A 21,793-nucleotide genomic window follows, 5' to 3' on the forward strand; every position below is an offset into this window, starting at 1 on the left:
TCGCCTGACCGGAATCCGCCGATGGAAACACCGGCGTGTTTCGGCGCCCCGATACGCGCGTTGCTCTCCAGCGTTTACAATCCGCCGCTCGCATCCAATTCTGGGCCGATCACTGCGTCGGCCGGCAACCGCCCTTCACACCCATCCCTGGTCCGCATGTCCACTCGCCGCCGCGCCCGCGAGATCGTTTTGCAATTGCTTTACGAAGCCGACATCAACGGGACCCGAGATGTCGATTCGGCCCGACGGTTCATCCGTTCTCGCCTGCAAGGCCGAAAAGCACTCACCGACTTCGCCACCCAACTGCTCGAAGGCACTCTGCAGCATCGCGATGCCATCGACGAACAATTGGGCCAATTGGCGACCAACTGGACGCTACCGCGAATGCCCGTGGTCGACCGCAACGTGCTGCGACTAGGCGGCTACGAAATCCTGTTCGGTGACACCCCCGGTCGCGTCGCCGTCAATGAATCCATCGTTCTGGCTAAACGATACGGCGACACCAACAGCCCCCGATTCGTCAATGGCATCCTCGACCGCATGATGAAGAACAAAGCCTGACCCAACCGGGGGGCGTTCGTTTTTCGCAGCGACAGTCGCCAAGACTTTCGGCCGATGAATGTGATGCCACCGAATGTCTTGGCGACTCTCGCTACTCTGTGGCGACTCCGCTACGTTTGTCGCCCCGCTACGAAATGCCTCACCGCGCTCGGCATCCCGGCGAACCATCCGCCATCAGGACACGTCGTTTGCCCAAGTTTCTGCCAGGTGTCCAGCCTGCGATCCTTGCCGCCACGATTTTTTCCTTGCCTGTCACGGACGGCGTGACGGAGCATTAATCACCGCCGCAGAACGCGAGCGACTGGGACCTTCGCTGCCCAGCATTTCCCCCCGCCCCATCCCAATCCAAACGGCGGATTGAGCGATCGGCATGGGCCAGACACCGTCAGCAGGCGGCGGTCGAAACAGCGCGAAGAGCGGCTGCAAGAAGACATTTTTCCACCCGCGCCGAACAGGCAACCAAGCCCGTCCTGGGTCTCCAATTGGACAACGGACACGCGCTTCTTCGCGAACTGAATCGCTCGCTACGAGGGCTGACCCTGGAACCCCAACAAGCAAGAATCCCCCGAACGACCAACCACGAAAGGCGTCACAAAGCCCCCCCCCCGAACGGAATCCGACAAGAAGAGCCGCGTGAATTTTGATGGGCCGACTTGCGATTTCAAACCACCGATTGACCGGCACCTTGGCGATCACCGTCACGTCGCCAACGGACCTGTGCTGGCGACACAGGATGAAAACGGCACCCCCGCGGCACCCCCAAAGATGCCTCCTAAAATCGCCAGGTTTGCGAACCATTTGGCGACCGATGATCAGACGACCTCTGGCGAGGACCGCCGAGATCCATGGGCTGCTTACGCCCGCGAACCTCGGCCCGATGGCGACCTGCCAATCGGATTTCAGTGCTCAGGAATTTTCTGATGGCTGGTCGCTGGCGGGCTTTTTACGCGGCCCTTGCGGCCCTGGCCTACGGCCTCTTCGGCGCCCTTGCTGCACGGGCACAAACCGGCTTTCGATCCGCTGCAGCAGCTTGCTGATGCACAACTTGTTGATACTGAGATTCAGATCGTTGGATTCTTCGGTCAACGCATCGTGAAGGCTCTTGGGAAGCCGGATCGTGATCATCCGCTCCGGCTCGCTGGAGTCTCCCTTGCTGACATCTTGGCTTCGCAGTGCCGCGACCATTTCCTGCAACTCGGCGTACTGTGGCCCCTTCTGGAAATCGGCGTATTCGGCGGCATCCGGGAACGACTGATGAACCACCCCATCCTTCCCCAGGATCTCGCGATAGAAGACGACCCAATTGCCCGTCTTGGCGAACGCTTGCTCGGCGATATCCATGACCGCTCGGCCGCGCTGCTCGGCCGGCAGTCCGGGCCGAGGCTGATGCAGGTCCAAGCGGGAAACCGGCATCGCCCGATCCCCACTGGTCGATCCAGTCGCTGGATTGGGCGAGCCCGGCTTTGCATCGCTGGCGTAACGGAGTGGAGTGGAATGTTCGGTTGAGGCCATCTGGTGACTGTCCTTTGCTCTTCACGAGCACGCGTCGGGGGTGATAGGCCAATGCTTGCAACACGTCAAACAGCGAGTCGCAAACCCAACGCCAACAACCACTTAACCGCGATGCCAAAAACACAGGCAAGACCACCCCCTCCGATGGCAACCGAGGCCGTGCCTATTTTTCGCGCACGCCAAGAAGTGCGACTACCAGGTGTCCACTTCAGCAATTGCTGGCAAAAAGAAAATTCCAGACCGGGGCGCCGCCGACTTGGCAGCGGCAAGGATCGCGTTTGGCGAGCGGGCCGGACGGACCGAAACCGACCGGAGAACAGGGGCCGGGCAACATCGCGGCGACGCTGCTGGAAGACACCATCACGGGCCATGCAAGCAGCCCCCACAAGGGCCGCCGCGAGCGAGTCTCCGCGCGGCGAAGACTAGGCCGCAGATGCTGCGTCGGAGGCATCGGCAAGCAGCTCGATCGCCCGGTCCACTTGATCGCGACTGGAGGTCCAACCGAGCGACAATCGGATCGTTCGCCCGACCTGGGCCCCCGACATCCCGATCGCCCGCAGAGCACGGGTCGTCTCGTCGGGCGGCGTGTCCGACTGGGCAGTCGCGATGGCCAACTGGCGGGCCGCTCGCTGGATCCGCTTTGCGTCCCCAGGCATCTCGATGGCGATCGTGTTGGGCAGCCGCGGAGAATCAAGACAGAGGATCCGAGCCCGATCGCCAAGGGAAGACAGAAGCCCATAGGCAAAGTGATCACGAAGATCCCCAATGCTGGCGGCAACGTCGCCGGCACAACGGCCCGCCAGCGATGCGGCGGCGCCCAGACCGATGCATCCCGGGATGTTCTCCGCCCCCGGCCGCAGGCCCATCTCCCGGGGCTCGCCGAAGCTGATCGGCCGCAGACTCAGCCCCCGCCGAACGTACAACGCACCACTTCCCTTGGGCCCATAGAACTTATGCGCGCTGACCGAAACGGTATCGGCACGCAGCTCCGTCACATCCACGGGCATCTTCCCAAATGCCTGCGTCGCGTCGCAGTGAAGCGACACCCCCCGACTGTGGCAGATGTCGGCGATTTCGCGAACCGGCTGGATCGTGCCAAGCACCGGATTGGCCAGCTGCACACACGCCAAACGGGTCGTGCTTCGGATCGCCCGCCCGAGCGACTCGGGGTCCACCAAGCCATTGGAATCACAGGGGACCGATTCCACTTCCCAGCCCAATTCGGCCAGATGAGCAGTAGCCCCCAGGACCGAATCGTGCTCCAGCGTGCTGACCAGCACATGCCCTCGCTCGGACCGATCGACACCGCCCAGGATCCCAAGGTTATTCGCCTCGGTCCCCCCGCCGGTAAAGACGACCTCGAACGGCTCACATCCGGCCAAGATCGCCACCCCTTCGCGAGCATTCTCGAGCGCCTCGGCGACCGCCTGGGCATGCGGATGCTCTTGACCGGGCAGCATGAAGTGGGTCAGCCAATACGGCTTCATCGCCTCGACGACCGACGGCGCCATCGGAGTGGTTCGGTTGAAGTCGAGGTAGATCACAGGCGAATAAGGGAGTGAGAGAACCGAACAGACCAACAGCGGCGAGACAACGTCATCCGGCGGACAAAGGCCGGCCAACCGCTCGATGCAGACCATCGCCAAGCCGCCGACATTCCCGCATGCCAAGCAGACCCACCCATCATCCGGGGGGGGTGCCGGCGAAATGGGTCGACGCCAGACCTTCCGGTTGCCAGACCAACGGGCTTGCCGACCGACCGTTGGCGACCGACCGTTGGCGGCGGGCCAAAGGTGGATCGATGGTGCGCGTCGACAGACGCAGGCCAGCACAGGATAGTTCGCCGGGCGGCGAAACAAAGCAACTGAACAAACACGACGGAACCGGGGGAATCAACCGCCTGAACCACAACGGCGACGGTGATCGCCGGAAGTAAAATGAGAAAAAGCCAGCTGGCCGAATGCAGATCGATGGAAGACTTTTGCTAAAAACGGCTTCCAAAGCGAGTAAAATGCGTTTCTATAGCGGTTTCTGCGGGGCGGCGACGCGTTATGGAAATATCTAGGGAACGTTTGCATCCCAGCCCTAGATTTGCGATAATGTGACTTATACCGCAAGCTTCCAGGTGATAGGTGCCACCTTATCATCCGCATCTGCCCTTTTCTCTCTCTCCATCCGGAGCCCCCTCATGAAGCGAACAAAACTCGGTTTTACCCTGGTCGAATTGTTGGTGGTGATCACCATCATCGGCATTCTGATGGGGCTCCTAATTCCCGCGGTCAACTCGGCCCGCGAGACGGCTCGCCGCAACCAGTGCGCGACCAACATGAAGAACCTGGCTCTGGCTGGCGTTCAATACGAAAACACGAAAGGCTCCATGCCTGGTTGGGTGACGAAGTTCGGCTTCTTCGCTGGCGGCGTTGACCCATCCGACCTGGGTAACTTCGGTGGCTCGGTTCCAGCTCACGTCAAGGTCGGTGGCTTCGGTGTCACGATCCTGCCTTGGTTGGACGCTCAACCAACCTACGAACACTGGACGCAAGACCGTTACCCGATCGTCAACGACGGCTCGGGTGACCTGGACGCCACAACCGGCTCATCGGGCGACGGCTTCCACGAACTGGCCGCACCTAACCTGGCCATCTTCCAGTGCCCCAGCAACCCAGTCAGCTCAGGCAGCCACGCCAAGAACAGCTACGTGTCCAACAACGGCATGTCGCACCTGCGAACCGACATCGGAAGCCGCGGAGCCACTGGCCACGACAGCAGCACACCAGGAACTCCGGTCGCCACCTACGATGGCTCGCAAACCAAGGCCAATGGTGTGTTCACTGCCAAGTACCTAGGGGTCTCAACCTCAGGATCAATGATGGGCACCGGCCCCAGCATCGGCCTAGACGACATGAAAGATGGCCAGGGCTTCACCATCCTGTTTTCTGAAAATGTCCAAGCACTTCCTTGGCACCGACCAGGCTTCGTCGCTCAAGGATCCCCCGCAGCGACGGCACTTGCACCGGTTTCTGGCACTGAAGACGTACTAACTTCACCAGCACTACTTTACTCGCGGTTCACCAACGGAATGGTGTGGCACTACGAAGATCCTCGCGCCAGCGATTTGAACGGTCTTCCTACGCCGCCGACCAGCCCATCGGGCGCCTCGGTCACTGACGTTCCTCGCCAGCACCGAATCAATGGCGGTGGCACGACGGTCCAAGACGATGTCTTCAACTTGCAAATGACAGACAACACTTTCGACGCCCCGAGCTTGGCGAGACCATCCTCCGCGCACATCGACGGCGTCAATGCAGCGTTCGCCGACGGTGCCACTCGCTTTATCAGCGATTCCGTCGACTATCGCGTCCAACAAGCAGTGATGACCCCTCGCGGTAAGAGCAGCAATGTTCCGTGGCAAGAATTTGTACTGACCGACGAACTTGGACAGTAGCAACGACGGACAGTCGTAAGCGTTTCATCTCTACGAAAGAGTGCTTCCCCTGGGGAGGCACTCTTTTTTCATGCCCAAGCACCCCATCCGACAGACGCAGCATTCAACTCCCGGCACGCCACTCCACGTCTGCAACTGCAATCCAGAGCCTCGAAGGGCGTACAAATTCACGGTTCACCAAAAGTAGTTTCAATTTTCCTCCATAAAGGCTTGCCCCCCGACTTGAGGTAACCATACTAGGACTAGAAATGTTTTTGCGTCTTACAACGATTTTAAGAGTTGCGCGATGTACCGAATGAACGCGGTTTGTGGATTGATCCTTGCACTGCTAACGACTTGTGGCGAACGTGCAGAATCTGCCGTCATTACCTTCGGCATCTTCGGAGGCGATAGCCCGTCTACCGTTTCGGCCTTGGTTGGAAGCAACCCCGACGTAGTTTCATCTGTTCTTACTGACCTAACGGCCACTAGCCTTGCTGGCGTGGACGTAGTCTGGGCTTTCAATAACGATAATTTTGGACAGCTCGATGGCTTGATGGACAACAGTACTGCCATCAGTAGCTTCGTGATGAACGGCGGAGGGCTGATTTACCACGACCGTAGAGTAACTGGTGCCGGCGCAGTTGGCGCCAACAGAGTCTTGCCGGGCGACGGATTTTCCACGACCAGAGATCCCGACTCACTTGCAGCAGAGGACATCAATATTGCACCGGGCGCAAGCGGGCCCGCAGTCGATATGCTCACCAACGCTTCGCTCGACAACGGAAACGAGTCCAGTCACGGGTATGCGACTCTGGCCTCGCTTCCGTCAGGATCAACACCGTTTTTGACCCGTGCAGACGACACCCATATCGTTGATTTCCAATATGCCTTTGGCGACGGATTCGTGTATTACTCGACGATACCGCTTGACGCCAAGTTTAGCTCTGGCGCCGCCCCCTTCGACACCCTCTACGCATCGAACGTCGTCAACTTCTCCGTCCAAGCAGTTGCGGTTCCCGAACCATCATCGATGGCTCTGGCGCTTTGCGGTTCGGTCGGCTTTGTGATGGCGGTTCGCCGTCGTCGAAAGACGGCAGCTTAAAACGTTCCTTGATAACTTAGTGTTGCGATCGCGATGCCCTAAATCGCTTTCGCACACTCTTCTTCGGCAGTCCAGCCAAAGCGTGGACGCCCGCGGACACGAGCGTTTGCCTCGGTCCGCCCTCTTGGTCGCGTGAGACGCCCGATAGCACCGGCGACGACTCCTGCTGAACACCAACGGCACCACCACCGGTAGTGGGATTGCTCCGAAAACCAAAACGCGATTCGCCAGAATTCCCTTCTCTGCCGTCCATCCCCACCGACTTCTGGCAAAGTCCAAGACATCGACCGCTCACCCTGCGCCCCATCTTTTCCGGTCGCATCGATTTTGCGACATCAACCCGGACGGTCGTCCAGCCTATGCGGATGATGCGGGCGCCTTGGCAAAGTCCGGTGACTTTATCGGCTTGGTAGTTCAGGAAAGCGGTACCGGCGGGCGATATCTACTCTTGCACCGATCGGATGTTGGTGCGACCGAGCGACTGCCCTTCCTCCCTCCCGGGGATCTCCAGTGCTTGGGCCCAACAGCATGGCACGGACTGCCCTCCCGCTCTACCGCTTTGCACCAACATCCAAGCACTCCCTGTGAACAAGACGCTCCCCAACTATTTAAAAGTCCACCGCGGACCTGACCAACAGAACGCCCCCTCCCTCGACGCACCCTCCCATGCCGGTCCCCCCGCCGACAGCGTCGAGCAGTTCTGGAATGACTTTACCTGCACCACCGGATGGCGGCTCGACCGACGAGCAAGACGCCGCAGCAAAACGGTGCAGGTCCTGCCAACGGTCAGCGATATTGATCTGGGGAGCGTCTTGGAAAACACCAGCGGCAGCACGCTGGATGCGATCATCGATCCAGCTCAGCCCTACCCTGCATCACCACACGGACCGACTCATGCACCGGAGTCACCAGCGACACACAGTCGCCATGAACTGAGCAAGAAATCAGCGACACGGTTGGCCGAAGCTGCCGACCGGCTGACCACCGAACTGACCGAAGCACGCGATACCCTCCGTCATCAATCGATGGAACTGGCCGCTCGAGCGTCGCTGATGGCCGGTGCGGACGAAACCACTCCGCTTGCCGATCGCATTGAATCGCTGCTTGGCGACGCGGCGGCAGCCTGCCACTGCGATGCCGCAGTGCTGTACCTGTTGGATGACAACACCGAGTTTTTAGAAGGAAGAGCCGCGTTTGGAATCAGCAGCCAAACCTTGGCCAAGCCCCCGCGGCATTTGCGTGGCAGTCGCGGTGACCTCGAAGCCATGGTCCGCGACGTCGTCACGATCGACGACTTTGCCGCTGGATCCATCGATACCTGGAACCCACCGGAAACTTTCGCCGCGGGGATCTGCGTTGTCATCAAATCGGTCGGCGTCCCCATCGGGACTCTTTGGCTGTTCGCGAACAAGACCACCGAATTCGGCAAATCAGAAACGGCTGCCGCTCGACTGGTCGCAAGCGCCATCTCGTTGGAACTATCGTCCGCATCCCAGCGGCGCGACACCCACACCGAAAAGCAAGAAACATCGACGGTCCATGAAGTCGCCACATGGCAACAAGAATCGCTGCCCGTAGGATCCAACCTTGCCGAGCACTGGCGCGTCGATGGCATGATCGATTCGCCCCAAGAATGGGCAACGGGATGGCACGCTTGGGACGTACTGCCCGACGGCACGCTGATGCTGGCGATTGCCGAAGCGGTCGAGCGATCGATCGTCGGCGCCATGCATGCAGCGGTCGCCCGATCAGCCCTTTCGTCACACACCGGATACCGACACACACCTGCCCAGATCCTAGGGCGAGTCAGTGATACGCTGTGGCAAACCAGTACCGGCGAACAACTGGTGTCGATGCTGTATGCACGAATCGATCCGGAAACTGGCGAAGGCGAAGTTGCATCTGCGGGCAACATCACTGCGATGGTCGGAAACAAATACGGATACCGGCCATTGGTCGACGGACGTGGCGAACCACTCAACAGCCACATCGATGCCCGTCCCACCATGCGAACGTTCCGACTGCTGGCCGGCGAAACCATGCTGGCGTACACCCAAGGCATGAACACCGAACAACTGACGCAGCGATGCCTGGGCACGCACCTACGCCGCTCGATGCGAGCAGGTGAACGCAACCCACTCGCAGCGATTCGGCGTGAACTGGCCAGCGCTCCACTGACGACGGAACGCGGCGCAGTTTCGCTGCTAAGGATCTAGCAAAGTCGAACCCAACGCAAAATCGTTTAACCGCGTGGGCAACGCCCCGCGCGTCCACCCCCTAAAACGAACGCCCCGATGGGCACGCGGCGAAACAACAGCGGACGATGCGGATGGCGCGGACAGTCAACCCCAACCCGAAATCGTTTAACCGCGTGGGCAACGCCCCGCGCGTCCACCCCCTGAAACCGCACGCCCCCCTGGGCACGCGGTGAAACGAAAGTGGACGATGCGGATGGCGCGGACAGTCAACCCCAACGCGAAATCGTTTAACCGCGTGGGCAACGCCCCGCGCGTCCACACCCTAAACCGCCCCCCCCTGGGCACGCGGCAAACAACAGTGGACGAGGCGGATGGCGCGGACACCCGAACACAACACGAAATCGTTTAACCGCGTGGGCAACGCCCCGCGCGTCCACCCTCTGAAACGCACGCCCCCCTGGGCACGCGGCGAAACAACAGTGGACGAGGCGGATGGCGCGGACAGTCAACCCCAACACGAAATCGTTTAACCGCGTGGGCAACGCCCCGCGCGTCCACTCCCTAAAACGCACGCCCCCCTGGGCACGCGGCAAACAACAGTGGACGAGGCGGATGGCGCGGACAGTCAACCCCAACACGAAATCGTTTAACCGCGTGGCCAACGCCCCGCGCGTCCACTCCCTAAAACGCACGCCCCCCTGGGCACGCGGCGAAACAACAGTAGACGAGGCGGATATCGCGGACAGTCAACCCCAACGCGAAATCGTTTAACCGCGTGGGCAACGCCCCGCGCGTCCACCCCCTAAAACGAACGCCCCCCTGGGCACGCGGCGAAACATCAGCGGACGATGCGGATGTCGCGGACAGTCGCCCCCAACACGAAATCGTTTAACCGCGTGGGCAACGCCCCGCGCGTCCACCCCCTGAAACGCACGCCCCCCTGGGCACGCGGCGAAACAACAGTGGACGAGGCGGATGGCGCGGACAGTCAACCCCAACACGAAATCGTTTAACCGCGTGGGCAACGCCCCGCGCGTCCACCCCCTGAAACCGCACGCCCCCCTGGGCACGCGGCGAAACAACAGTGGACGATGCGGATGGCGCGGCCCCCCGAACACAACACGAAATCGTTTAACCGCGTGGGCAACGCCCCGCGCGTCCACACCCTAAAACGCACGCCCCCCCTGGGCACGCGGCGAAACAACAGTGGACGAGGCGGATGGCGCGGACACCCGACCCCAACACGAAATCGTTTAACCGCGTGGGCAACGCCCCGCGCGTCCACTCCCTAAAACGCACGCCCGATGGGCACGCGGCGAAACAACAGTGGACGAGGCGGATGGCGCGGACAGTCAACCCCAACACGAAATCGTTTAACCGCGTGGGCAACGCCCCGCGCGTCCACCCCCTGAAACTCGCCCTGATTGGCACGCGGCTAAACCGCGGCAAGGTTACCGTCCCTCTCACGACGGACCATCAGCAAAAGACCACGCCCCTGGAAACCGCTTGGCTTCACCGCTGCGCCGATAGCTTCCTCACCACCCAATCCACCGTGACAGCTAGACACATCACGGCAAATGTTCCGCCGATTTGAAAGAGCGGTGTGAAAATCAGGTTCAGGCCCCCCTGCGCATCGTCGGAAACCGCATCGAAGGCATCGATCCCCAACCAGACGCATCCGACCAGAGTAAGTGCGATCAGAAACAACGCGATCCAGGTTGTCAGCGTCCGACAGCCGAGCCAAAGGATCAGATACGGCGCGGCAATCAGGCCGAAGATGGTGATCGCAAACCCCGAGACACCACGCGTCATCCAGAATGCCCAGCACACGAACGCTACCGCACACAGCAACGACGACCGCCCCAGAATTTTGCCTGCACGCTTCGCAGCGCGTGAACCTGCCGGCACATCAGCGGCAGCGTTCTGCGGTTCCACCTCACTGGGTGGCAGGTAAGGTGATTGCTGATTCAAGGGGATCCAATCTAGTCCAGGGCGATTCCAGCCGACGACGACCGCAGCCACCGAGTCGCGCTTGCGGACGGCTAATCAAGCTGAGGCAAGGACTGAAGAAGAGCGGACGTCGCCCATGCGGTTGCGGCCACTGATATGAATTGATTCTTGCCGTGCGGGTCACCATTGTCAAAGAATGGTTGCACCGGCGTGGCGTGACTTTCAAACTTCCACGATCCGTCGGGGTACTGAGTCCGCAACAGAAAGTCACCGCCGCGGATGATCGCCGGATGATCGGGCGCCGTCCCAGTGCGGCACAGCATGAAGATTGTTTGCCCGGTGGACAGGGCATCACTGGGGCGTTGGGATGTTTCGGACCACCCACCATCGCTCTGTTGCGCCGCCAAAATATCCTCGCGAACGCTTCGCTTGATTTCGTCATCTCCACCAAGGTGATGCAACCCCCATAGTCGCCAAAGACGATCCTGCTGACTGACCAGCAAAGCGGTGGCCAGCCATTCGTCGGCTGCCTTGCGAGCGACCGCGACACGGGGCCGTTGCTGCGGAGACGCGTACCGATCGATCCCCATCAACGCCAGGACCGTATCGGCCACCAACGAAGCCTGCATCGGCGGACGCCAACATAAGAAGCGTGTGGTGATGACACGAAAAACAGTCTTCGTTGGAATGCCAGTTGTCCGCAGCAATTTGCACGCGTCGTAAGCCGCGATGTACCGCAGTTCGCATATCCACAATCGCGACCTGATCCTCCGTGCTCGATTGAGCAGCGGCGAATGGTGCGATGCTGAAAAAGGTCAGGACGAAGAAGAACGATTTCATAAGGATCGGAGTCCGTTTCGGAAAAACCGGCAAGCAAGGCTTCGAGGCTAACCGGGTCATTCACCCTTGTTGGCCTCGAAATAGGCGGCTCGACTGAGTGCGATCTTGTTCGCCGACAGCGCCGTCCAACCATTGTGAGCACACGGATGCCCCCAGACAATCGCCACCCAAACCTGTACGACAGGCGTCAGCACCGGAAACAATCCTAGGATCCAAAGATGGCGGTAGATCCGGGATGGATCATTCGCCATCCAGAAATACTCGAACGCAAAGATCGAGCAATAGACGAGCACCAAAGGAACCATGGCAATGCGAGGCGGTCGAAGAATCAGCCTTGCATCACAGTTCGCACACTTCTTCCATGGGTTTGCCATTCGCAGTCGTGACTGATCGACATCGCAGATAGGACAAGCACTGCGTGACCGAGATCCGGGGATATCGGAATCAGCGATGCGAGTCGTTGCGGGCGGCGAGTACGGGTTGTGCACGGTAAATGTTGGATGAACGAGAGCAACGGCCCAGCGGTGACAAGTAAGGTTGTCAACAAGCGATCAATCAGTGTCGCGATTAAAGTCGTCTCGCCCCGCCGCGTAGCGGTTTGCGGGGGAGAGAGTTAGAGAGAGAGAGGTGGAAGAAAGAAACGACACTGATTGATCGCTCGTTGCTTGGTTGACCGCCGGACCATTGCGAGTCCAGGCGATGACCAGGAAATAGTGGTGATGTCCCAAACCATGGTCGTCGACGATCGTGTCGTCGCCATGTCCTCATTGTCACCGATAGGAATCGGCTAAGCAACACTTTGGATCCGATCGATTTCGTGTGCCGATCGATGGATCCGAGTATAACAATGGGGAACCACGGAAATATAGAAGGAAGCTGAAGCCCCGTTCCCTGACTGCGGCGGTCGAGTCAGCAGTCGCAGGTCACCGATGACTTTGACCAAACACGATCCGTGATTTCCCCCGCTACAAAGGACCTGTCCGCCAATCGGATGTTTCCGTGAGCTGACAGAGTCGGGAAACGCCGCAAACAAATCGCCAGCAACCCGCTCCGGTGCATTCCCGCGTTGCCACGGCATTTGTTCGCTGCAAAAATAGACCACCGCCCAAGCCAGGCAACTGCATCGGGGGGGCAGGCAACAGGCGTCTGCGATCCGTCCATCAATCGGCGCCGTTTTCTCACGATGCGCATTCGATCGAGGACTCGCGTTTCAGCAGCCCCCCCTCTCCGAGAGTGACCGATACCGGAGGGATCGAACCTACGCTTCACTCGCACACTGCTAGAAAGCTGACGAGGAGATGGGGGGGCAGCCAACCTCTCTACGTCGGCCGATTCGTTTAACGCAATTCATCAACTGGCAGGACAGCTAACACAACCGGCGCTCGATGCTGTTGGAAAGAGGAGGAAAAGTTTGCATTCCTTTGATTCGGTCCGTCTCGTGATGGAAAGCTGACCTAGCTTTCAGGTTAGCTTCTCAACTTTCTTCATCGATCTCCAGCCCCACAGTCGGTCACCGAAGCAGACGAGCGGGGCTTCATCTCGGGATCACAGATTGCCGAGCCTACGAAACATTGGACTGCCAGCCGGCCTTCGGTGTTTCCGGCCGACAAGAAAATCCACCACGTCACCTCTATTCTTCGAGAGCATGCAAAATGCCTATCACGTGTACCGCTCGGCTGCTGGTCATCGCTGCGATGGCACTGGGAATGTCCTGTTGCCAAGCGAGCGAGGACAAGGTTTGGAAGATCGAAGAGGACTGGGAAATGGTGATCCTTCAACCGGATCCACAAAGCAATTCTCCGCAGGTTTCTTTCACGACGTCACCCAGCACCGAAGTCGATGACGTCTACTTCCAGCTTCAGATGAATCACTCTGATTCTGCCGGAGGAGGGATTCACGTCGCGGCCGTGCTGGATGACAAGATCGTTGATGAATCTCAAAGCGATATCCGTTCGGCTCTGTCGATCGACGGTGACCATGTCAGCTGGACCACGGTCATGGCGGTGATTGACGATCGAATTTGCTTCGCGGTGAAAGATGGCTATGGCCAGGACTGGGGAAACTTCGGTGGCCCCGAGTACGTGGTGCGAATGCAACGACGTGACATTCTTGATCTGTCGAAGTACCGCCCGATCAACAGCCTGGATTCCGTGGACATCAACTTTGGTGCCAATCGCATTTCATCCTCCAAAATGCTGAAAGTGCGTCTTTATTACACCAGCGGAAACGTCGTCGAATTGCTGGTCGCAGAGACTCCATGATCCATTGACCATCCGCTATGACCGCATTTCAACTCATTCAAGGTGCCACCGTGTTTCGCAATCAACCATCTCTTCAAGTCTCGCTTTCAGGCGAACGCAATCCAGTGTCATGCACTGGCTTGCGTAGCCGTCACCGTTTGGGCAATGCTCGCCGTGGGGCGGCGGCGGTGTTCGGAATGGTGCTGACAGTCGGACTAGTGATCTTGGCCGCCGTCACCATTGACTTTGGTCAAATCCATGTGGCAGACACTGAACTACGGCGGTCTGCCGACTCTGCCGCGATGGCCGGATGTTGGGAGCTGTTCGATCAGCAGGTTGCTGGCAACGACACTCAAGACGTCGCATGGGAAGTGCACTCGTCCGCCGACGAGTACGCTTTTGCCAATACGATCAACAGCGAATCGCCCTCCCTTGACTATTCGGATGTCGAATTGGGCAGGTATTCGGCCAACGAAGGCTGGGACACGTCGGACCCGAACGCTTACAACGCCGTCCGGGTGACTTTGCGACGGCAATCTGGAACCAATGGCGAGGTCCCATTGTTCTTCGGTTCGTTAACCGGACGAAGTACCCAATCGCTTCACACCACCGCGACCGCCGCAATGATGTACGAAGTATCTGGATTTCACGAACCGTCGTCCTATAGCGAAAACATCGACCTTCTTCCGTTCGCGCTGGACTTGCCCAGCTGGCTTGCTGTGCTGGCAGGGGAAACTGACGATGAATTCTCCTATCAAAATGGAACGATTTCATCCACTTCGGACGGCCTCTTTGAAACGAATCTGTATCCCAAAGGTACAGGAGCACCAGGGAACCGCGGCACCGTCGACATTGGTGGCAGCAACAACAGCACCAACGATATCGCCCGGCAAATCCTTCATGGCATTTCCAAACAAGACTTCATCGACTTAGGCAGACCTCTGGCGTTCGATGAAAATGGCGAACTAGGCCTCAACGGCGACACCGGCATCAGTGCGGGAGTGAAAGACGAGCTTGCTTCGATCATTGGCAAGACACGCATCATTCCTATCTACACTCAGGTGCAAGGCAATGGCAACAACGCCATGTTCACGATCGTTCGGTTCGAGGGAGTCCGCATTCTTGAGGTCAAACTGACCGGAAAGAAAACCGACAAGCGGGTCATCATCCAGCCAGCCAAAGTGATCGCTCGCCACGCGAAGGTGGATTTGACCGGAAACAACGTCAGCAGCTATGCGGTGACACCCGTCATGCTAGTGGAATAACCTTCGCCATCCATCGATCAGAGAATCAGACAATGCAACCAAAAAGCAACAGCGCGAAGAAGGCCGTTTCACGGTTGGGAACTGCAGCTGTAGAGTTTGCGATCATCGCTCCGTTGATGATTACGTTCACCTTCGGCTTGGTCGAACTTGGACGCATCACGTTGGTCAAGCAAACCGCGACACATGCGACTCGTGAAGGGGCCCGGATCGCGATTCGTCCAGATGCGAATGCCGATCAGGTCATCGAACGTGTCGAAGAAGAACTTAGCTTGATGGGAATCGAGGGAGCTATCATCGAAACCGAACCCTCACTGATCGAGGAAGCCGAAATGGGGTCGACGGTCAAAGTGCGAGTCCGTTTGGCCATCTCTTCGATCAGTTGGGTCTCGAACTACTTTGATTTCGGCGACTCCGAGCTCATTGCCGAATCATCGATGCGCAGAGAAAGCACCAATTGACGCACGAACGTCCGTCGGTGGTGTCAATTTGCGTCTGGGAAAGAAAAGGTACGCGGACTCTATTCTGTATCTGGTCTCGAGTTTGCAGGCTTGAATGACTGGCTTAACGCTCCGGTTTCATCGATCGGAGCAGAGTCCGAAGCCAGTCACGGAAAGATCGAAGAAGACTTCCGGCTGCTCGGAAACGGATCGGCGCATCGATCTCTTGGCAAGCCAGACGATCGCCCCTGAATTGGAGTCCAGGAACCTTCGTCCTTTGGCATCCTTCTTCGTAGCGGAAGTCGTCAAGACTTTCGATGACCCCACACCAATCGGCAAGTTCACCGATTAAGTGAGCCGCGACGCGTAAGCGGCCGGGAATCCCCCGTGCCCATCCCCATACCCATACCCATACCCGTGGCCTCACGGCCAGCGGCTCACCAATGCCGTTGGACGTTCGCCCCAATCACAAACCGTCGACGCGTTCCGCTACGATCATCCTTTGGCATCCTTCTCCGTAGCGGAAGTCGTCAAGACTTTCGATGGTCCCACATCAATCAGCCGAACCAATCGGCGAGTTCGCCGATTAAGTGATCCGCGACGCGTAAGCGGCCGGGAATCCCCCCGTGCCCATACCCATCCCCGTCCCGCTGCCCGTGGCCTCACGGCCAGCGGCTCACCAATTCCGTTGGGCATGCGTCCCAATCACAGACCGTCGTCGCGTTCCGCAACGTTCCTCCTTTGGCATCCCTTTTCGTAGCGGAAGTCGTCAAGACTTTCGATGGTCCCACATCAATCAGCCGAACCAATCGGCGAGTTCGCCGATTAAGTGATCCGCGACGCGTAAGCGGCCGGGAATCCCCCCGTGCCCATACCTGTGCCAATCCCCATGCCCGTGGCCTCACGGCCAGCGCTCACCATTCCCGTTGGACGTTCGCCCCAATCCCAGACCGTCGTCGCGTTCCGCAACGTTCCTCCTTTGGCATCCCTTTTCGTAGCGGAAGTCGTCAAGACTTTCGATGATCCCACACCAATCGGCGAGTTCGCCGACTGAGTGAGCCGCGACGCGTAAGCGGCCGGGAATCCCCCGTGCCCATCCCCATCCCCGTCCCGCTGCCCGTGGCCTCACGGCCAGCGGCTCACCAATTCCGTTGGACGTTCGCCCCAATCCCAGACCGTCGACGCGTTCCGCTAAGTTCGTCCTATGGTGTCCTTCTTGGTAGCGGAAGTCGTCAAGACTTTCGATGACCCCACACCTATCGGCAAGTTCACCGATTAAGTGAGCCGCGACGCGTAAGCGGCCAGGAATCCCCCATCCCCATACCCATCCCATGCCCGTGGCCTCACGGCCAGCGGCTCACCAATGCGGTTGGGCGTTCGACTCAATCAACCGGCCGTCGCCGTCTGGCGAACCCTACATCGGGCTTAGGAACCCGTTCACCTTCATTGGTTCCCAGTGCCATGTCTTAGACGGACCACAAGGGATTGCCCGTTTTTGAGTCCTGGAACCTTTTCTTGATCCGTTTTTGAGTCCTGGAACCTTTTCTTGATCTGGAACCTTTTCTTGATCATCGATAGCACGAAAAAAGCCTGCGATCCGGTTTGGACAACAGGCTTCTTGGCGAGTGGAGCTGAAGAGATTTGAACTCTCGACCTCTGCATTGCGAACGCAGCGCTCTCCCAACTGAGCTACAACCCCGAATTGAACCGCTTCATTTTATCGGGGCTTGGGCTGGATGCCAAATCTTGGCTTGGGAAAAACGACAAAATTCTTGTCGAACTCTTACGCTTCGTTGGCGTCGGTTGCTTGCTTGGCGATTCGTTCGACAGGTTGAACGAATGGGTTGTCCTGGACGGCACCGATTTTGTTGTCGGTGGCTTGCAGAGCTCGCAGCGCCTTGGACGTACTGTGGTGGATGTATGGGTTGCAGGCTGGTGCGGGACCCAACGTCGGTACCAATGGCTCTACGAACGGTGTGCGTGCTCGGCTTTCGTAGCCAGGCCCCGCTTGCACCATCGGTGGCGCCGCAAAGGGACTCAGACCATACGGACGTGCGTGACGGGCGCCGTAGTACACCGGTGGGTTGGTCGCGAAGTACGGTGGTGTCCGAATCGACGTCGAGTAGCGAGCGCCGAAGGGCTGGTAAAATCCGTACGGAGCGAACCCGAAGCCGGAGTCGCCGAATCCCTGAGCTGACGCGTCGGGGGAACCTACGACGGCAGCGGCAAGAAGCGAACATGCCGCGATGAGGAACCGTTTCATCGATAGACCTTTGCAAACCAAGATGCGAATATTGAAAACGACGTTGGCCTGGATGGAAGCTGCCCTGGACGAAGGGCTAAGCCGCACCCAAACTTGAGATCGCCAGCGTCCCCACGCGACTGACATTCCTCTCCACGCTAATTCGTTCCTACAACCGTTTCAACCGTTACCATCAGAGAATTCGGTGTTTCCGTCACGACACTCCCCCGTCCGCTCGCTCGCCCCCCGATTGTTTCACCGACTTGAATGACTGATTTGCATATCCTGTGCTTGATCCACTCGCTTGATGGCGGTGGCGCGGAACGCGTGATGGCCGGATTGGCGTCGCGGCTGGTCGGCCGCGGACACAAGGTCACTTTGGTGACGATGGACGATGGTCAGTCGGATCGGCATGCGGTTGACGAAGCAGTCCAACGACGCTTTCTGGACGTGATGGCGGTCAGCGGCGGCCCGGTATCGGCAATCATGAATCTACGCCGACGCGTGCTGGCGATCCGAACTGCGATCGCCGACGCAAAGCCGGATGTGGTGCTGTCGTTCTGTGACCGCACGAATGTGTTGGCCGTGATGGCAACCCAAGGAATGCTGCCCGGTCGACATGGCACGGGGAACGTTCCCGTCGTGATCAGCGAACGCAGTGACCCGTCGCAGCAGTGTTTGGGAACAGCCTACGAATGGCTGCGACGACAGACGTACCGGCGTGCCGACCGCATCATCGCACAGACACAGGCGTCGGCGGATTTCCTGCAGTCCCTGTTGCCTCGGCCCCGTGAACCGCATCCCGCAAAATCCGTTGACGTGATTCCGTCGGCCGTCGACATCCCCGTGGTCTATTCGGATCGCTCGGTGGCGTCGTCGTCCGAGCGGATCATATCGATCGGACGCTTGGAGCGTGAGAAAGGGTTCGACCGACTATTGGAAGCGATGGGCGAAATTGCCGTTCGCCATCCAGGTTGGCAGTTGACGATTTTGGGCGAAGGATCTCAGCGGTCGGCACTAACGGCGCAGGCGCGGTCGCTGGGGATCGAAACCCGACTATCGATGCCGGGCTGGGTTTCCCCGGTATGGTCTCCGCTATCCGAGGCAGCGATCTATGTGATGCCCAGCCGGTACGAAGGATTTCCGTCGGCGTTGATGGAAGCGATGGCGGCGGGTGTCCCCAGCGTCGCAGTGGATTGCCCCAGCGGTCCTGAAGCGATCGTCGATTCGCAGCAGAACGGATTGCTGGTCACCAACGACGTCGCCGGCATCGTCGGTGGGATCGAGCAGATGATCACCGATCCCGAGCGGCGTGAGTCCATGGGACAGGCAGGGCGCGATGTGCTGCAGACATTCGGCTGGGACCGGATGGTGGATCAATATCTGCGAATTTTGCTGGACGCGGTTTGTGGCCGCGGAGTAAGAAGGTGAGGCCGATTGCAAATTGCAAAATGAACATTGCAAATTGGATATTGGATATTGGCCTGAGAGCGACGTGGTGGCCGATTGCTAGAAGCCAGCTGCTTGGGCTTCGACTGATTGCCGGACTCTGCTTGTCTTCGCTAAGCGTCCTGTCGATTTGCAATTTGAAATGTTCATTTTGCAATTTGCAATCTTCGTGCTGCTCCCCCCTCACCCCAGCCCTCTCCCCCACACAGAATGCGAGCTCCACTCGTATTCTGTGCGGGGGAGAGGGGGCAAAAAGTCTGGTCGCCGGAAGGTGAGGTGATTGCAAATTGCAAATTGCAAAATGAACATTGCAAATTGGATATTGGATGCTGGCCTGAGAGCGACGTGGTGGCCGATTGCTAGAAGCCAGCTGCTTGGGTTTCGGCTGATTGCCGGACTCTGCTTGTCTTCGCTAGGTGTCCTGTAATTTTGCAATTTGAAATGTTCATTTTGCAATTTGCAATCTTCGTGCTGCTCCCCCCTCACCCCAGCCCTCTCCCCCACACAGAATGCGAGCTCCACTCGCATTCTGTGCGGGGGAGAGGGGGCACAAAGTGTGGTCGCCGGAAGGTGAGGTGATTGCAAATTGCAAATTCCGGTGCTGGATCGGTTAGCTTTGGTTGGGGTCTGCGATTCGCCTTGCCACTCGCAACTTTGCGCTTCGGGCTCGGGGGTTGGCGTGGACTTCGGCGTCCGCTGGGCGGATGGGCTTCTTTGTCAGAATCTCCCATCGGTCGTCATCGCGGAAGGCATTCTTGACGATCCGGTCTTCCAACGAATGGAAACTGATCACGACCAACCGACCACCGGGTGCGATCCAATCCGGAGCTGCTTTGATGGTTCGTTCCATGATGCCCAGTTCATCATTGACGACGATCCGCAGCGCTTGAAACGTTCGGGTCGCCGGGTGGATGTCATGATTTTTGGGACGCGGCACGCAGCGCCGGCAGACTTCGACCAGATCGTTGACCGTCCGCACCGGTTCTTCACGCCGCCGCCGGGCAATGATCTCGCGAGCGATTCGGCGGCTGCACCTTTCTTCGCCGTACTGGTAGATGGCATTGGCGATCTCTTCTTCGCGTTTCCACGCCAGCCAATCGGATGCGGGGGTGCCGAATTCGGGGTCGAACCGAAGGTCCAGGGGCGCATCGACAGCGAAGCTGAACCCGCGAGTGGTGTCGGCCAACTGGTCGCTGGATAGCCCCACGTCCAGCAGCACCGCATCCGCCGCCGACAGCCCCATCGCCTGGAGAGCTTTGGGGATCTTTTCATAGCTGCCCAGGAACACATTCAACCTGGGATCATGCTGTTCACTTTCGACTCGCTGGCTGACCAGCGGGTCGCGGTCGAGACCGATCAAATGGCCTTCGCCCGGTGGCAATGTATCCAGCAGCAACCGCGAATGGCCGCCACCGCCGTAGGTGCCGTCCACGATCACGCGCGGGCTGTCTTCGCCCATCCAGTGGACGACTTCGTCCGGCATGACGGGGACGTGAACCGTTTCGGATGACGGGCCGGGAGATGCACCGGAGGATTCCGGCGACGAATCATCGGTCGGCGGTGATGGGTCAGCTGGCACTCGACAAGCTCTTGCTACAGTGAAGCGATTCTTCCATGTGGTCGCTGACTTCGCGCAGTCGTTCCAAGTCTCCGCCAGCGACTTCGGCTGCCAGCCATCCGGTAAACCCGATGTCTTGCAGAGCGGTTTCGACCGACGCCCAGTCGATGTCGCCTTCGGTGATCTTGGTGAATCCCCCCGTTTCGCGAGAGAATCCCTTGATGTCTAGCTTCTTGATGCGTGGGCCAAGGGTGCGGATCCATGCGGCCGGATCACCGTATTTCCAGTGGTTCCCGATGTCGAACTGGACACCCATCCAGGGCGATTCGAAGGCATCGATGAACTTGGCTAGCGCGTCGGCGGTTTGGTTGTCGGGGCCATCGTGTTCGTACAGGAAATCGTTCCAGACGTTTTCGATCAGGATCGATACACCGTGCTTTTCGGCCACAGGCAACGCTTCTTGAATCGATGCGAACGCTCGTTCGTAGACTTCCGCATCCGATCCATCGCGACCGTGTGCGGGAACCAACAGCATTGTGTCAGCGCCGACAGCGGCAGTTTCCTGGATGCCCTGCTTTAGCTTTTCCAGCGCCGACGCACGGACGTCTGGGTCGGGATCGCTGTGGCGAATGTTCCAGTGATAGCTGCCGACCGTACCGTCGATGATCAGCCCCGATGACTTGGCGGCCGCTTTGGCCTCGTCGACGTCGATCCCAGGAACGCTCAGCTCCACGCCTTCGAAGCCCGCTTGTTTGGCGATCGCAAACTTTTCGGCCAGAGGCATATTGCCTTTGATCATTCCGACTTTCAGCGTCTTGCGTAGCCAGGGGGTGCCGGGCTGGTCAGCCATCACGATCGATCGCCCTAGCGCCACGGCGCAGGTGCCGCAGGCAAGCGTTTGGACAAACGATCGTCGGTTGACGGTGTGCGGGAGAACCTGATGTCGATCAGCAGGCTGCTGGCTGGCAACGGTCGATTCAGGAGTGGACTTGAGCATCAAAAACAGCCCTTG

General features: G+C 59.0%; 16 protein-coding genes and 1 tRNA gene. 8 read left to right on the forward strand and 9 right to left on the reverse strand.

The window, feature by feature from the left end; all coding sequences use genetic code 11:
• The first annotated feature begins 156 nt into the window (after positions 1–156).
• The gene (gene nusB / locus K227x_RS20820; RefSeq protein ID WP_145172569.1) at positions 157–561 is read left to right on the forward strand and encodes a transcription antitermination factor NusB; all 405 of its coding nucleotides are present in this window, start codon (positions 157–159) and stop codon (positions 559–561) included.
• Between the two features lie 906 nt (positions 562–1,467).
• Here the strand turns inward: nusB and K227x_RS20825 are convergent.
• Both K227x_RS20825 and K227x_RS20830 read right to left on the reverse strand, forming a co-directional pair.
• A complete protein-coding gene (locus tag K227x_RS20825) occupies positions 1,468–2,073 on the reverse strand; it encodes a hypothetical protein (RefSeq protein ID WP_145172571.1) in 606 nt (201 codons plus the stop codon).
• 422 nt (positions 2,074–2,495) lie between these two features.
• The gene (locus tag K227x_RS20830; RefSeq protein ID WP_145178205.1) at positions 2,496–3,713 is read right to left on the reverse strand and encodes a cysteine desulfurase family protein; all 1,218 of its coding nucleotides are present in this window, start codon (positions 3,711–3,713) and stop codon (positions 2,496–2,498) included.
• 548 nt (positions 3,714–4,261) lie between these two features.
• On the opposite strand from K227x_RS20830, the gene K227x_RS20835 reads away from it, so the two are divergent.
• The 3 genes from K227x_RS20835 to K227x_RS20845 all read left to right on the forward strand — a co-directional run bounded on the left by K227x_RS20835 (position 4,262) and on the right by K227x_RS20845 (position 8,818).
• Complete coding sequence (locus tag K227x_RS20835; RefSeq protein ID WP_145172573.1) at positions 4,262–5,518, forward strand: DUF1559 family PulG-like putative transporter; 1,257 nt, start codon at positions 4,262–4,264, stop codon at positions 5,516–5,518.
• 286 nt (positions 5,519–5,804) lie between these two features.
• Positions 5,805–6,602, forward strand: a complete 798-nt coding sequence (locus K227x_RS20840) for a PEP-CTERM sorting domain-containing protein (protein WP_145172575.1) — start codon at positions 5,805–5,807, stop codon at positions 6,600–6,602.
• Between the two features lie 584 nt (positions 6,603–7,186).
• Complete coding sequence (locus tag K227x_RS20845; RefSeq protein WP_218933412.1) at positions 7,187–8,818, forward strand: PP2C family protein-serine/threonine phosphatase; 1,632 nt, start codon at positions 7,187–7,189, stop codon at positions 8,816–8,818.
• 1,494 nt (positions 8,819–10,312) lie between these two features.
• Here the strand turns inward: K227x_RS20845 and K227x_RS20850 are convergent.
• From K227x_RS20850 to K227x_RS20860, 3 genes are all read right to left on the reverse strand, one after another.
• Positions 10,313–10,771 carry a hypothetical protein gene (locus K227x_RS20850; RefSeq protein ID WP_246146006.1) on the reverse strand — a complete coding sequence of 153 codons (459 nt, stop codon included), beginning with the start codon at positions 10,769–10,771 and terminating at the stop codon, positions 10,313–10,315.
• Between the two features lie 71 nt (positions 10,772–10,842).
• Positions 10,843–11,505: a prenyltransferase/squalene oxidase repeat-containing protein gene (locus tag K227x_RS20855; protein WP_145172579.1), complete on the reverse strand. Its 663-nt coding sequence runs from the start codon at positions 11,503–11,505 to the stop codon at positions 10,843–10,845.
• A 141-nt stretch (positions 11,506–11,646) separates the two neighbouring features.
• Positions 11,647–12,078 (reverse strand): hypothetical protein, encoded by a 432-nt coding sequence (locus K227x_RS20860; RefSeq protein WP_218933413.1) that lies wholly within the window; start codon positions 12,076–12,078, stop codon positions 11,647–11,649.
• A gap of 1,164 nt (positions 12,079–13,242) precedes the next feature.
• Here K227x_RS20860 and K227x_RS20865 point away from each other — a divergent pair.
• From K227x_RS20865 to K227x_RS20875, 3 genes are read left to right on the forward strand one after another with little or no spacing between them, the layout of a single operon-like run.
• Positions 13,243–13,851 carry a hypothetical protein gene (locus K227x_RS20865; protein ID WP_145172583.1) on the forward strand — a complete coding sequence of 203 codons (609 nt, stop codon included), beginning with the start codon at positions 13,243–13,245 and terminating at the stop codon, positions 13,849–13,851.
• A gap of 17 nt (positions 13,852–13,868) precedes the next feature.
• Positions 13,869–15,095: a TadG family pilus assembly protein gene (locus K227x_RS20870; RefSeq protein ID WP_145172585.1), complete on the forward strand. Its 1,227-nt coding sequence runs from the start codon at positions 13,869–13,871 to the stop codon at positions 15,093–15,095.
• A 32-nt stretch (positions 15,096–15,127) separates the two neighbouring features.
• Positions 15,128–15,553, forward strand: coding sequence for a TadE family protein (locus K227x_RS20875; protein WP_145172587.1), 426 nt, complete (start codon positions 15,128–15,130; stop codon positions 15,551–15,553).
• 1,605 nt (positions 15,554–17,158) lie between these two features.
• On the opposite strand, the gene K227x_RS20880 is transcribed toward K227x_RS20875, so the two are convergent.
• Together K227x_RS20880 and K227x_RS30740 are read right to left on the reverse strand one after the other, a co-directional pair.
• Positions 17,159–17,231 (reverse strand) — tRNA-Ala (locus K227x_RS20880).
• An 84-nt stretch (positions 17,232–17,315) separates the two neighbouring features.
• The gene (locus tag K227x_RS30740; protein WP_218933414.1) at positions 17,316–17,795 is read right to left on the reverse strand and encodes a hypothetical protein; all 480 of its coding nucleotides are present in this window, start codon (positions 17,793–17,795) and stop codon (positions 17,316–17,318) included.
• A 246-nt stretch (positions 17,796–18,041) separates the two neighbouring features.
• Between K227x_RS30740 and K227x_RS20890 the strand changes: the two genes are divergently transcribed.
• Positions 18,042–19,205 carry a glycosyltransferase family 4 protein gene (locus tag K227x_RS20890; RefSeq protein ID WP_145172589.1) on the forward strand — a complete coding sequence of 388 codons (1,164 nt, stop codon included), beginning with the start codon at positions 18,042–18,044 and terminating at the stop codon, positions 19,203–19,205.
• A 628-nt stretch (positions 19,206–19,833) separates the two neighbouring features.
• Here the strand turns inward: K227x_RS20890 and rsmH are convergent.
• Both rsmH and K227x_RS20900 read right to left on the reverse strand, forming a co-directional pair.
• Entirely contained in the window at positions 19,834–20,802 is a 969-nt protein-coding gene (gene rsmH / locus K227x_RS20895) for a 16S rRNA (cytosine(1402)-N(4))-methyltransferase RsmH (RefSeq protein ID WP_261343411.1), read from the reverse strand.
• The gene (locus tag K227x_RS20900; protein ID WP_145172591.1) at positions 20,792–21,778 is read right to left on the reverse strand and encodes a sugar phosphate isomerase/epimerase family protein; all 987 of its coding nucleotides are present in this window, start codon (positions 21,776–21,778) and stop codon (positions 20,792–20,794) included. Before K227x_RS20900 ends, rsmH begins: the two co-directional genes overlap by 11 nt.
• Positions 21,779–21,793 lie beyond the last annotated feature (15 nt).

It is taken from the genome of Rubripirellula lacrimiformis, assembly GCF_007741535.1.
GTDB classification, from domain to species: Bacteria; Planctomycetota; Planctomycetia; order Pirellulales; family Pirellulaceae; genus Rubripirellula; species Rubripirellula lacrimiformis.